Consider the following 14,165-nt stretch of genomic DNA (forward strand, 5'->3'; position numbering starts at 1 on the left):
CTTTCTAAATCAAAAAAGCGCCAGAACCATTTTTGTCAGTATAGATCATTTTTCCATTGTCAAAAGAAACACCTTTTGCAATATCGTTTTGCAATAATAATGCGCCATCAGCATCTATATAGTCAAGTAAAGGTGCTAATTGTGTTAGGTTTGAAATTCCGATGGTAGATTCAGTCATGCAGCCAGCCATAATTTTGACTTGTTTAGCTTTCGCGATTTGAATCATTTGTAACGCAGGCGTAATGCCACCACATTTCATCAGTTTGATATTGATTCCGTGAAAAACTGCTACGCATTTAGAAACATCTGCTAATTTTTGACAACTTTCATCTGCAATAATTGGCAACACACTTTCTTTTTTGAGAATTTCCATGCCTTTCCAATTGTCGGCTTGCAATGGTTGTTCTATGAATTCGACATTGAAAGTTTTAAGAATTTCAGCATTCTTGAGTGTTTCTTCTACAGTCCAAGCACAATTGGCGTCAACTCTGAAAACAGAATCTGTAACTTCACGAAGCTTTTGTATGATTTCCACATCGTTTTTTGTCCCAAGCTTTATTTTGTAGATAGGCCAAGGCGTTTGCTGAATCTTTGATTGCATTACTTCAATCGAATCAATTCCGATAGTGTAATTTGTTCTGGGTAATTTTACATCACTTTCACTCCAAAAGCTACGCAATGGTTTTTGTTGTTGTTTCGCATATACATCCCAATATGCAGTATCAATCGCGCACAACGCAAAATAATTGTCTTGCAATTTCGATTCTAAGGTTTCCCAAAGTTTGGTAGGATGTGTATTTTCAGGAATGTTTTCAAGAATAACTTTGACGCTTTCGATAGAATTTTTCAAGCTTTCTACCGTACTGTTGTAATATGGATTTACGGTTGCTTCTCCGTAGCCTGTGAATTTTCCATCAGAAATAGAAACTACGACTGTTTTTTGAACCGTCACTGTGTATCGAGAAATCGTAAATGGGTTTTTTAGTGGAAGTTCAAAGTTTTGTATTGTTATGCGTAGCTTCATAATTTAAAGATACGTTTTCTTATCTTCTATCTAACACAATACTTTTAAATTGACTGGCATACAAAAAGCGTCATGTAAATTCATACATGACGCTCTTAGAAACTATAACTGAGAAAATGTGTGTGCTATTTTATGAAACTTTCTCCTCACTTGAGTACGCTTCATCATGTACATTTGCTACTGCTCTACCCGATGGATCATTCATGTTTTTGAAAGATTCATCCCACTCTAAAGCAGTTACAGAACTACACGCTACCGAAGGAACCGATGGAACTGTTAATGAAGCTGTTTCCGATGGGAAGTGCTCTTCAAAAATGCTACGGTAGTAATATTCTTCTTTAGCTCTTGGTGTCTGAACTGGGAAACGGAATTTTGCATTTTCCATTTGCTCATCAGATACTTCACTTTCTACTAATTCTTTTAACGTATCAATCCAGCTGTATCCAACACCATCACTAAATTGTTCTTTTTGTCTCCAAGCTACGCTTTCTGGTAAATACGATTCAAATGCTTTACGCAATACCCACTTTTCCATACGTTCGCCGTTGATCATTTTATCTTGTGGATTGATGCTCATGGCAACATCCATAAATTCTTTATCTAAGAAAGGTACACGACCTTCTATTCCCCAAGCTGCTAACGATTTGTTGGCACGTAAGCAATCGTATTGGTATAATTTTTCTAGTTTACGAACTGTTTCTTTGTGTAACTCTTCTGCGCTTGGCGCTTTGTGGAAGTATAAATATCCTCCGAAAATTTCATCTGCTCCTTCACCAGATAGTACCATTTTGATTCCCATTGATTTGATAACTCTTGCTAACAAATACATCGGAGTTGACGCACGAACTGTCGTGATATCATAGGTTTCTAAGTGATAGATAACATCTTTTATTGCATCCAAACCTTCTTGAATGGTAAATTTTACTTCGTGATGTACAGTTCCAATATGATCGGCTACTTTTTGAGCGGCTGCTAAATCTGGAGAACCTTCCAACCCGATAGAAAACGAGTGTAATTGTGGCCACCAAGCTTCACTTTTATCATCTGATTCGATACGCATTTGCGCATATTTTTTCGCTACAGCAGAAGTGATCGAAGAATCCAATCCTCCAGAAAGTAATACACCATACGGCACATCTGACATTAATTGTCTGTGAATAGAAGCTTCTAGCGCTTCACGCAATTCGTCAATGCTAGTTTCATTGTCTTTTACCGCTTCATAGTCCATCCAATCACGTTTGTACCATTGTCTCATTTCGCCTTCTTTACTATCTAAATAGTATCCTGGAGGAAATACTTCTATTTTGCTACAAACACCTTCTAAGGCTTTCAATTCAGACGCTACATAGAATGTTCCGTGTTTGTCCCAACCTATATATAAAGGAATAATTCCCATGTGATCTCTAGCAACTAAGTATGAGTCTTGTTTTTCATCGTACAAAGCAAATCCAAAGATTCCGTTCAATTCATCTAAAAATGTACTTCCTTTTTCTTTGTATAGTGCAAGAATAACTTCGCAATCTGATTGTGTTTGAAAGCTATAAGAACCTTCAAACTGTTTGCGTATTTCTCTATGATTATATATTTCTCCGTTTGCAGCCAAAATTAACTGCTTGTCTTCACTGAATAAAGGTTGTTTTCCAGAAGCTGGATCTACAATTGCCAAACGCTCATGCGATAGGATTGCATTTTCGGAACTATAAATTCCACTCCAATCTGGTCCGCGATGACGGATTTTCTTTGACATCTCTAAGAGTTGAGGTCGTAACTCTTCTGATTTTTCTTTTAGCTCGAAAGCACATACAATTCCACACATAGTTTTCTCTTTACATTTATGTTACAAATATTGATTTAAACTTTCATTTTTAAAACACAAACATCATTTATGCTTACATATTAAAACTGAAAATTACTTTTTTATTATTTATCAAAACTTTTTTCTTAAAAAAAGCTCTTCTAAACTTTCTGTTTGTAAAATTAGCTTAGAAGCGCGTGGAAAGCGTTACACTTTTTAGTAGTTTCTAGTAGTCATAATAAATACATTATGGAGTATTTGCACTTTTTAAACCTTTATAACAAGATTTGTTTGTTGATAATGAATCTAAGTTTATACATTCTATATATCTTAAAAAGAAAGAAATATGGCTTTACCTTACTTATTTACATGTAAAGTATTTTGTGCTTTCTGTAATTTTAACATCTCAAACGAAAGTTTAACATAATGCTAAGAAGAAGTTTTAGTAAATTTATATCGAAAAATAAGCGCTATGAAAAAGCACATTCTGTTTACAGGATTTCTTATCATTACATTATTATTTAGTGTTGATGTTGCTGCTCAAAAATTCAGTGACATAGATAAGAGTCCACATGACATAAGCTATTATAAAGCAAAACGAAATGCACCTCCAGTAGTAAAAGTTGTTTACGGACGACCACAAAAGAAAGGACGTTCTATTTTCGGAAGTCTAGTTCCTTACGGTAAAGTTTGGCGTACAGGTGCTAATGAAGCTACAGAAGTTACTTTTTTCAAAGATGTAAAATTAGGAGATCAAGAAATTAAAGCCGGAACGTATACGTTGTTTACGATTCCTAACAAATCTTCTTGGACTATTATTATAAATTCAGATACAGACGTTTGGGGATCATATTATTATGATCAAGAGAAAGATATTGCTCGCCTTGACGTTCCTGTGAAAAAAGTAGATGCAATCGAGTATTTCTCTATTGCATTCACGAAGGAAACTGATGGTACTCGTATGATACTAGCATGGGACAATATTAGTGTCGCGATACCGTTTAGTTTTTAATTATTCTTTATTTATTGTTATTATTGGTTATTTGAAAACTCAGAAATTGTAAGATTTCTGAGTTTTTGTTTTTGGTCTAAATCTGACTTTGGTAATTCCGAATGGATTTAAAAATTGTAGTTATAGTATATATTATTACAATACATACTTTAGATCTTTTCTCCTTGCTCAATCAATTTATCTGAATACTCCACATCTTCATTGATGTTGAAGATTTCAAATTCAACGTGTTTATAGAAATATTTAATCAAATTCTTTTTAATATGCTCTTTGTCTAGTTCCATTGATTTTTGTAATTCAATTCCAATTACAAAATATGGTTCTTGATATTCTTCTACATTTACATATAAAGCGACATACACATTTTTTAAAGGAACAATGTTTAAGTCAGTTCTTCGAATGGCTTTTATGATATTTTTTTTATCGGATTTATTTACTTTTTGAAAAATATTATGAATGATTAGAATATTGACTTCTCTTTTTTCTAAATGTTCTTGAGTTAAATTTTTTAGTATGTCATTAGTCACATCAATCCCGCCATTTTTATTAACCTTATATGCATCATAGGTCAAAACAGGACCTCTAAAAACAAACCAAGGTCCAAATATCAGATTTAATAAATTATATTTTTTTTTGAATTTTTCAATTTCATCTTCTCTTTTGATGAAAATTGCTGGTGAAAGTTTATGTAAAGAAACAAGTCCGAGTCCAATTCTGTAGTTGAATACTATAAATTTTGCTCCAGAATCAACCTCATTTTTTAGATGTTCTAAATCATTCGTATTTATATTCTGAAGTTTGTAAATCATATATATCGAACTGTCTTATGTATAAAATGTAGCGCAAGGAATTACTTGCTTTTTTAGTTAGGTACTGAGACGAATTTTAATTTCTCCGCCTAGTTTTTTATAAATATAGTCAAATTTTTAATTTGGTACTCGCAGCAAAAAGATGAGACTTTCAATTGTTAGGAAACTCGACAATCCTTATTTAGTAAAAGTTTCAAAGTGTTTCTTGATATTAAATTACTTCATAATTCAACTCGAAATGACATTAAAAATCTAACAATAAAGTTTTTATTCAAGAAGTTTATTTTATCTTTTTTTCTGATTTTTTTTGTTTTAAAATATCATTCAAGAATAGCTCTAATTTCTTTTATAAATTTGAACGATTCCAATTCAATTTCGGTTATTAAAGCATTTATACCTTCAAAATTGGGCTTCGCTACTATTATTGCGTCTATAATTGACAAGCTATCATTAATAGATTCTGCCAAATGATAGGTATTCCAATCACTATCTTTAAACAGTTGCCAGTATTTTTTTCGAATACTTTTATTTTGTCCTGATAAACAAATGCTAAAGCACATTTTTTTATGATTTAAAATAATAACGAATTTCAATTTTTGCTTTTTTAATTCTTCCGTAGTTAGAGAGAAATAGGAAAAATCTTTGTTCCCTTGATAAATAGTTCCTAGCTTAAATTCAGTATCATATTCCTTGGCAAAAAATGCTCTTATCTTTTTCATATAGCCTATCAATTGATGATATTCTAGTGCTACAGAAACTTGCTTAGTCTGCTTTTTGTTAGTAGATAGATTCTCATTAAGTGATGTGTTACTATTATGTTGATGCTTTTCAATTGGAATACATATATCCACTATAAATTTTTGTTCAGGATGTGTTTTGTTATCATTGAGGTACACTTCAAAATAATCTCCATCTCTAAATTCATAGCCATTTTCTAGTATCCAAACAGACATACTTTTCCATGCTTTTGGAAAGTCTTCCGCATTCATTACAAAATTCCCAACAGCATAGTTTCCTTTTTGTATTGTTAGAGATCTAATTTCTCCTTCATCTTTAATATTTCTATTAATTGTTATACAAGCACTACATCGTACTTTTGAAATTTGAGTCACATTAGGATTGTCATGGTAAACTGTAATCGCTTTAAAATTGGAGACAGGCAACACTTCATTTTTTTGTCCCCACTCCAACAATCTTTGATACATTTGATTCATTTTGTCAAACTCTCCAATATGCATGATGCCAGCAAGTTTTATTCCCTCTAATTCTTTTAAGGTGATTTGTGCATTCATTTCGATCCATTTTTTAATATTATCAATGCTACAAATGTATTTTTGAGTTGTAAAAACTTCTATACCAATCTTGCTAAGTATTGTTTTTCCTTCCGTTTTAAACTTAGTTGGCGTTACTCCATAGTATTTTTTAAACGCTCTAGAAAATGAACTTTCACTATTAAACCCGTACGTATAAGCAAGTGTTTTTATCGGTATGGTATACTCTACAAGTAAGATTGAAGCAATACGCTCTATTCGTTTTCTATTAATATATTCGTTCAAGTTTTCACCAACAATTAATGAAAAGATTCTATGAAAATGATATGGCGAGTAATGAGCTTTTTGAGATAATTGTTCAAGCGATAAATCTCCTTCAAGATTATTTTCAACGAAGTCCAATACAGAATTAATTCGTTTTATATATTCTTGTCTAATCTTGCTCATTTGGGTGTTGGGTTTTGGGTGTTGGGTTTTGGGTTTTGGGTTTTGGGTTTTGGGTTTTGGGTTTTGGGTTTTGGGTTTTGGGTTTTGGGTTTTAAAGAGTACCTTTTTTTCTTTAAAAGTAGATTTCGATATAAATTTGTTGTACAAATTCACTCAATCTAACACTCTAAGAATCTAACATATCTAAAAGTCTACTTCACCTTTTTTCCAGCTACATACGTTTCTGAAACCGTTGTTTTTAAGATTTCGTTTTCAGGAATTTCCATAATGTTTTTGTCTAGAACAATGAAATCAGCAAATTTCCCTATTTCAATACTTCCTTTTTCGTTTTCTTCAAAGTTGCTATATGCTGCCCAAATAGTCATTCCTTTAAGTGTTTCCTCTCGAGATAATCCGTTTTCTTTTTGATAGCCATTTTCCGGATAATGCTTAGAATCTTTTCGCGCTACAGCGGCATAAAATGTTTTGAATGTACTTACGTATTCTACTGGAAAATCGGTTCCTAGTGCAATTTTTCCTGATAGGTTTAAAAGCCTCTTGTATGCGTACGCACCTTTTTCACGGACTTCGCCCAAACGATCTCCAGCCCAATACATATCACTTGTTGCATGTGTTGGTTGTACAGACGGAATGATGTTTTCATTTTTAAATACATCAAAATCTGTTTCGTCAATAACTTGTGCATGTTCTATTTTCCAGCGACGATCAGTTTGTCCTTTTAATGCTTTTGCATAGGTTTTTAGCACATAATAATTTGCTGAATCGCCAATAGCATGTGTATTCATTTGATATTTTGTCTTAGCAATGCGCGCTGCTAGTTTTGATAAATCTTCAGGACTTGTCACCATTGCGCCAAAGTGATTTTCTTTGTCTGAATACGATTCTTTTAATACTGCTCCGCGCGAACCCAATGCGCCATCTCCATATACTTTAAACGATCGTACATTTAAATAATCTGTTTTGTACGGTTCTTTGTTAATATAATGGTCCACATTTGCAGGCGTATTGCTAATCATTGCATACACGCGCATTTTAAGCACATTTGCTTTTTGTAAACTGTCTATTAGATTGATTACATTTTTACTTAAACCTGCATCATTTACCGTTGTTAAACCATAAGAGAAACATTCTTTTTGCGCATCTTTTAGAGCTTCAATTGCTTGAGTTCGATTCGGTAACGGAATTATGTTACCAATTAAATCCATTGGATTATCAATGAGAATTCCTGTCAATTTTCCGTCTTTGAGTTGTATTTCACCACCAGCTACTTTGGTTTCTGGAGTGATTCCAGCCATATCCAATGCTTTCTGATTTACTAAATACGCATGTCCATCTACACGTGTTAGTGCAATTGGCGTATTGGGAAATAATTCATCTAGACGTTCTTTTGTTGGAAATTCTTGTACTTCCCAATCATTTTGATCCCAACCTCTTCCAGTAATGAATGGTACATTTTTTTCTTTTTGAAATTGAGATACACGTTCTATAACTTCTTCAAAACTTTCTGTCCCTACCAAATCTACACTTTGCTTGTTCAATCCTAAACCATAAAAATGACAATGTGCATCTATAAAACCAGGTAAGACCGTTTTTCCATTGATATCAATCTTTTTTTCAGCTTCGTATTTTTTTAGAATATCATTTGTATTTCCTACTGCAACAAATTTCCCATCTTTTATAGCGAACGCTTCAGCATTGGAAAAATTAGCATCTACGGTGTAAACTTTTGCATTGAAAATAATGGTATCAACTTGTTCTTTTTGAGCACAAGAGAAAGTGATTGTGATGAGTGCTAAGAGTAGTATTTTTTTGATCATTGTAGGTTGATTTTATGAGTTTAATCTAAATAAAAATATGGTTAAGAAAGGTATTGTTTTAAAGTAAGTTCGACATAGATTCCATTCAAATAAAATTTTATAAATACTTACAGTGATATTTATTAAAACCGCATGAATTTTTCTAAATTTTTTCCAAGGCTTCAAAAATTTTTAACGAAAAATCCCTGCTATACTGCGGAAAAGACAAAACCACTGCTGATTTTTATATCTAACTCACATTATTTTACATTTTGAGGAATTAAAAATACAACTTTTTGAAATGGTTTGTATTCGTTTTGAATTGATCTGAAGAAAATACACAAAAAAAGCGTTCAATATGATTGAACGCTTTTGCTGTTTTATATATTTCGTTTGATTTAGAAATCAAATTTATACGTTGCTCCTGCCATGATTTGGAATTGTTGCACTGGGAAGTTTACCCAACGTTGGTAATCTTGATTTGCAATGTTGTTAGCTTTTACAAATGCTGATAAACGATCGTTGAAACGATATCCTAAGTGTGCGTTTACATCAATAAAGCTATCTAAAGTTACTAACTCTGTTGAAAAAATAGTTGTGCCTGGCGCAAATGTAACTTCATCTGTACGTTCACCAATGAAAAAGATATTAGCGCCTGCAAACCAGTTTTCTGTAATTTGGTAATCTGCAAAGATAGATGCTTCCAATTCTGGTAAGTTCCATGCTTGTTGCTGACGATCTGTACTGTAATTGAAATATTCTGCCTTAGCACCAAATTTGAAGTTACTTGTAATGTCTACATTAACTTCTCCAGATACTGAAATAGTTGTTACATCATCATATATTACATTGAACGAGTTTCCATACGTATATCCATTGTCTGGACTTGGATTGAATGTGTTTACTTTGAATAATGCTTTGTTATTTTCTGAAATATACGATGCTTTTGCGTTGTAACTAACGTTAGATGTTAGCTTTCCTTTGATTCCTAAGTATCCGTTGTATTGTTGATCGGTTGGTGCAATTGCTTGCGTTGGCGACATGAAAAAGTTCGTTTGTACAAAGTCATAGTATGAATTTTGTTGTAAGTCTCCTTCTATTCCCGCGTAAGCGATAACATTATCTCCACTTAATCGGTATTGCGCCGTAACTCTTGGATAGATATAAATATCATTATTGCTGTTTTCTAAGTCTAAACCAACATAGATTGCCGCACCAAAATTAACCGTTAAATCATCACGAAGAATTACCAAACTCGGCGAAATTCCTGCTTTCAAAATACCATAATCTAAACTTCCTGTTCCTGTAAAATTGTTTTTAAACGTTCCACCAACATAGTCTAAATCTACTTCCGTTTTAATAAGTTCACCTGCAATTTCTACTTCAAATTCTGGTTGCACAATCAATCTATTTTCACCTGAACTTGATGCGTCAAACATTCTTCTGTATAAAAATCTTCCTCCATTAAAGAATGAATCTTCCATAGTAACATCTGCACCTAAATATAGATTATGATAGGTTTGTTGCTCATCAATTCCTTCAATTTGAGTTGGCGTTAATACAATATCTGGCAAACCATACCAATTGTAAACTTGGTGTTGATAACCAGCTTTCGCTTTCCACGATAAGTCTCTACTACGATTTATGTATGCTAAATCTAGTTTTGTATCAAAGAATTTATCATCCAACTCTACTCCATCAATTCCACCTTGCGACGAGTGATGACGCATTGCAATATCAAAAGTTTCATCTCTACTAATGGCTCTACTTGTAAAAAAATCGAGCGCTGCCGTATTGTAGTTTCCTAAACCTAGAGAAACGTAACTGTTGTATAATTTTTCTCTTTTGGCTTTCTTTAAACCTGCTGCTCTTCCTTTTGCTGGTGTAAACGTAGAAGCTACTGGAAACGAAAAGATCGAATATTTAATTTCTTTCTTTGTTCCTGTTTCCTTATCGTTTAACGACGGAGTTTGTTTTATTTTGAAGGCATCCGACACAGATGGCGTATATGGTTTTACCACATTTACCACTTCCGTACCAATGTTTTCCTTCTCTTTATCCTTGTCCTTATCTTTATCTTGAGCAGTTGCCAAATTTGCTATAAAAAATATCGCTAGTATACAAGTTGATTTTAATATATGATTTCGCATGTTGTGCTTGCTTTGTAAGTTTGTGTTTGATTTCAATGTGTTGCGTTGCTTTTTAGTTTCCACCTTCTTCTTCAACTGGTGTTACTGACGAATTTCGTTTGGCTTCTGCCTTCTTTATTTTCGCCAATTCTGCTTCTGCTTCTGCAACTTCATCAGGGAATTTTTTGAAATTTTTAATGACACTTTCTAATATATACGTCGCTTGGAATGAATCTTCTAAAGCATACGAGTTTTTTGCCATTAAGATCAAACCTTTTGCTCCAAATTGCTTGTAACTAGAATAGTCTTTAACCAATTTTTGAATGGCAGTGTTTGAACCTTCATAATCCTTTTCTTTGTTTTTGAAATACGCTTCATAATACAATGCTTCTGCCGCTAGTTTTCCTTTGGCAATTTTTTGCACTTCTACATACGCTTCTTTTGCTTTGTCTTCATCATTGGTAGCTATCGCAGAACGCGCAATGATTACATGTGCATCACTTCGAATTCGATCGTCTATTTTGTCATTTGCCAATACTTTTTCAGCATATGCAACGGCTTCTGTATAATTGTCTTGCTCGTAGTTTGCTTTCATTAAGTTTGATTGTGCAAATGTTACGTTTTGCGGGAAATCTGCACTTTCTTCCAAACGTTTTAAGACTGGAATTGCTTTTGTGTAATTGTCGGTTTCCAATAATACTTGCGCCAATCTTGCCAAGGCTTGCTCTGTATATTCATTACGTTCACTTTGTAAAACATATTCGTAATGTGGAATTGTTTTTTGAGTTTCGCCTTTACTAAAGTACGATTGTGCCAAATAGAAGTTTGCTTTTACCGCATTCATTCCATTTGGAAATTGCTGTACATACTTTTCAAAGCCTTCAATAGCTTTCTCTGTATTGTTTTGAATGAATTGCTTTTCAGCAGATTCGTATGTTGCTTTGTCTAATTCAGCATCCGTAACATCTACAAAGTCTAGGTCTTTTACCCAATTTGCATATACTTCAACTTGTCCTAATTCTATATAGATCAATTTTGCCGTAGCTACTGCCTGAATTGCTTCTTCAGTATTTGGAAACTTCGCTACAACCGATCGGAACTTTGTTAAAGCTACTTGATTTTTCCCTGTGTTGTAATTGATTAATCCTTGCTTTAAAATTGTTTTTGGAACATACGAACTCTTTGGATAGTCATTAATCATTTCAGAATACGTATTCAATCCTTTCGTAGTTTCCTCATTATTAATGTATGTGTTTCCAAGTTCATACAAAGCGTCATCTCGTAAAGATGATTTTTTATATTTCTTTGTGAATTTATCCAACTCACTAATTTTAGTATCTCTTTTTCCTGTAAAACCATAACTGATTGCTTTTTGGAAATACGCATAGTCTTCGTCAATTCCTTTCATTGCAATCGCTTTGTCATACGATTTAATTGCATTTGCATAATCACTTGACACGAAATGACTATCTCCCAAACGCAAGTAACTATCATTTACACGAGCTTTATCGTCACTATTATTAGCGATAAATTTTTCAAAACTTGAAATGGCACTCGCATATTCTTTTTGTTTGAAGTACGTGTATGCTAAGTTGTAATCAATTGTTTGTGATTCTTCGGTATCTGTGATGTTTGCATTGGCAAATGATTTGAAACCTTGTAATGCAATATCATAATTATCTAATAAATAGTTGGTTTCTGCTTTCCAAAAAGTTGCTCTTGCTGTGTATTCTGCAGATTCGTTTTCTTTCAGTGATTTTTCAAAGAACTCTAAAGCTTCTTGATACTTACTGTCGTTAAACAATTCAATTGCTCTATAAAACGCTACTTTTTGATATGTAGTTTTATCACTGTATTTTTTGCTTGATTCTAACAGATTTAATGCCGCTTCGTAATCTTTTGAAGTAATGTATGAACTTACTAATAGTTCTTCTAATTCTGCTTGATGCTCTGTCTCAGGATATTTTTTTAAGTATGCCGTTAATACGGATGGAACACTTTCATACGGATTTCCAATTTCATAACTCAATCGTGCGTAATTTAATCCTGCATCTTCTTGAATTTTTACATCAAAATCCATTTGAGAAGCGTTTCTAAATGCATTCAAAGCTTGTTGCTTTTTGTCTGTATTTAAATAACATTCTCCTAAATGATAGTATGCGTTTTGCGCTACAAAATTACTTCCATCAACAATCTTATTAAATTGCTTTATAGCATTTTCATAATCTTTTTGTTTGTAGTATGCATATCCTAATTGGTAGAAATCTGTGTTATTCCATTTTCTTTTCTTCCCTTTATATTCTTTTAAATACGGAATTGCTTCTTTGTATTGTTTTAGGTTGAAATAACTTTCTCCAATGATTTTATTGAGTTCCGATATTTCTTTTCGATCTGCATTTGGCAATTCTTTTTTAGATAAATCGATTGCTTTTTGAAACTCTCCTATTTTAAAGTTCATATCTGCTTTAAAATATGACAGCTTTTCATTGTACTCTTCATCTTGTGAAACACCATCAAAATATTCGCTTGCTTCTTTATAATTATCTTCTTGATATGCGATATATCCTGTATAATATTTTGCTTGCGAACCGTATTTTGGAGAATCTAATAATTTTTGAAAATACGTTTTAGCTTGATCGTACTTTTTAGATGTAAAATATGCGTAACCCTTTTTGAAGTTATAATCTTCACGTTGCGAATTGGTTAAACTCATCTCACCCGATTTGTCATACCATTTTAATGCACGCGAATATTTTCCATTCTCAAAATAATAATCGGCTACATCAATATACGCAGAGTTTCTTTTGGTGCTTGTTGGATATCTTTTTACAAAATCTTCCATCATATTATCCGCGCCAAGCTGATTTAATCGCACGGCACAATTGGCTATGTAGTAAGCACAATTGGCTTCTGTTTCATAATCGGAAGTTCCACCTTTTACTTTATCAAAAAGTGCTTGTGAGGCCTGATACTGTTTGCTATTATACAAATGTAAAGCTTCATTATACTCCTTTAAATCATGTGTATATACTTTGGTTTTTTGTGCATACGATAGTTGAAAACATAGTAGCACTAAGCATAGAATGAATTGAAGATTTTTTTTGCTCATGAATCTTGTGGTTTTATGAGGTTTGCAATGCTTTGCTTATTGAATTTCTATTCTGTACAAACTTAATGTAAATATATCTGTTTCGCCAATTTTGACAGCTTAAGAAATTCTTTTACACATAGAAATAACGTCTCTTTTTATGTATAATTATATCAATCGCGTTTAAAAAGCAATTTCTTTCACGCATTTAGTATTTTCTTAACATATAAGCACTCCGAAAATAGGTCGTATTTATGTAAACACGACTTATGTTTCTTGTACTATACCTGACTTGCTACTACTTTTATTGTTATAAATCATAAAAAACATGAAGTCATGAAAAAACAAAAAATCAAAAGTCTAAACCTAAACAAAAAATCTATTTCAAATCTTGAACACAGTATTAAAGGTGGTTTAGTTGATGTGGAAGAAACACATTTAACTTATACTTGTCCTAAACCAAATACGTATGTAAAAGCATGTTCAAATCACATGTGTGATTCTCGATTAGGCGGTTGTCCAAGCTATTATTGCGCAGAATAAAAAATAATTATTATATACACTATCATGAAGAAAAAAAGTATCACAAATTTAAGACTTAGAAAAACTGTCATTTCCTCACTTACTATTAAAGGAGGAAGAATGATTGATGCAGATGCAACACAAGATGTTAGTTGTTTTACTTCTCAAAATACACAATGTCCAAATACAGATGCAAATAATTGCCCAACTCGTGCAAAACACGGTTGTATAGAAAGTAGAGATATTTGCGAAAGTGACGTACTTGTTTGCCC

At 32.8% G+C, this 14,165-nt stretch carries 10 protein-coding genes; 3 read left to right on the top strand and 7 right to left on the bottom strand.

Going from position 1 to position 14,165, the window contains the following annotated elements; genetic code table 11:
- Positions 1 to 4: 4 nt before the first annotated feature.
- Both ACRBBL_RS17865 and asnB read right to left on the bottom strand, forming a co-directional pair.
- On the bottom strand, positions 5 to 1,024 hold the full coding sequence (locus ACRBBL_RS17865; RefSeq protein ID WP_431370442.1) for a dipeptide epimerase: 1,020 nt from the start codon (positions 1,022 to 1,024) through the stop codon (positions 5 to 7).
- A gap of 130 nt (positions 1,025 to 1,154) precedes the next feature.
- Positions 1,155 to 2,840, bottom strand: a complete 1,686-nt coding sequence (gene asnB, locus ACRBBL_RS17870; protein ID WP_431370443.1) for an asparagine synthase B — start codon at positions 2,838 to 2,840, stop codon at positions 1,155 to 1,157.
- 451 nt (positions 2,841 to 3,291) lie between these two features.
- On the opposite strand from asnB, the gene ACRBBL_RS17875 reads away from it, so the two are divergent.
- Complete coding sequence (locus ACRBBL_RS17875) at positions 3,292 to 3,831, top strand: DUF2911 domain-containing protein (RefSeq protein ID WP_431370444.1); 540 nt, start codon at positions 3,292 to 3,294, stop codon at positions 3,829 to 3,831.
- A 149-nt stretch (positions 3,832 to 3,980) separates the two neighbouring features.
- Here the strand turns inward: ACRBBL_RS17875 and ACRBBL_RS17880 are convergent, their stop codons facing one another.
- From ACRBBL_RS17880 to ACRBBL_RS17900, 5 genes are all read right to left on the bottom strand, one after another.
- The gene (locus ACRBBL_RS17880; RefSeq protein ID WP_431370445.1) at positions 3,981 to 4,640 is read right to left on the bottom strand and encodes a hypothetical protein; all 660 of its coding nucleotides are present in this window, start codon (positions 4,638 to 4,640) and stop codon (positions 3,981 to 3,983) included.
- Positions 4,641 to 4,960: 320 nt separating this feature from the next.
- Positions 4,961 to 6,358, bottom strand: a complete 1,398-nt coding sequence (locus ACRBBL_RS17885) for an AraC family transcriptional regulator (protein WP_431370446.1) — start codon at positions 6,356 to 6,358, stop codon at positions 4,961 to 4,963.
- 191 nt (positions 6,359 to 6,549) lie between these two features.
- On the bottom strand, positions 6,550 to 8,175 hold the full coding sequence (locus tag ACRBBL_RS17890) for an amidohydrolase (RefSeq protein ID WP_431370447.1): 1,626 nt from the start codon (positions 8,173 to 8,175) through the stop codon (positions 6,550 to 6,552).
- Between the two features lie 377 nt (positions 8,176 to 8,552).
- Positions 8,553 to 10,304 carry a TonB-dependent receptor gene (locus ACRBBL_RS17895; RefSeq protein WP_431370448.1) on the bottom strand — a complete coding sequence of 584 codons (1,752 nt, stop codon included), beginning with the start codon at positions 10,302 to 10,304 and terminating at the stop codon, positions 8,553 to 8,555.
- A 52-nt stretch (positions 10,305 to 10,356) separates the two neighbouring features.
- Positions 10,357 to 13,392, bottom strand: a complete 3,036-nt coding sequence (locus tag ACRBBL_RS17900) for a tetratricopeptide repeat protein (RefSeq protein WP_431370449.1) — start codon at positions 13,390 to 13,392, stop codon at positions 10,357 to 10,359.
- 315 nt (positions 13,393 to 13,707) lie between these two features.
- Here ACRBBL_RS17900 and ACRBBL_RS17905 point away from each other — a divergent pair, with 315 nt between their 5' ends.
- Positions 13,708 to 13,914, top strand: a complete 207-nt coding sequence (locus tag ACRBBL_RS17905; RefSeq protein WP_431370450.1) for a hypothetical protein — start codon at positions 13,708 to 13,710, stop codon at positions 13,912 to 13,914.
- A gap of 24 nt (positions 13,915 to 13,938) precedes the next feature.
- Positions 13,939 to 14,165 (top strand): hypothetical protein (locus tag ACRBBL_RS17910; RefSeq protein ID WP_431370451.1); only part of this gene is annotated, 227 nt, incomplete at its 3' end.

This window comes from Kordia sp. (assembly GCF_050633145.1).
Lineage (GTDB): Bacteria > Bacteroidota > Bacteroidia > Flavobacteriales > Flavobacteriaceae > Kordia.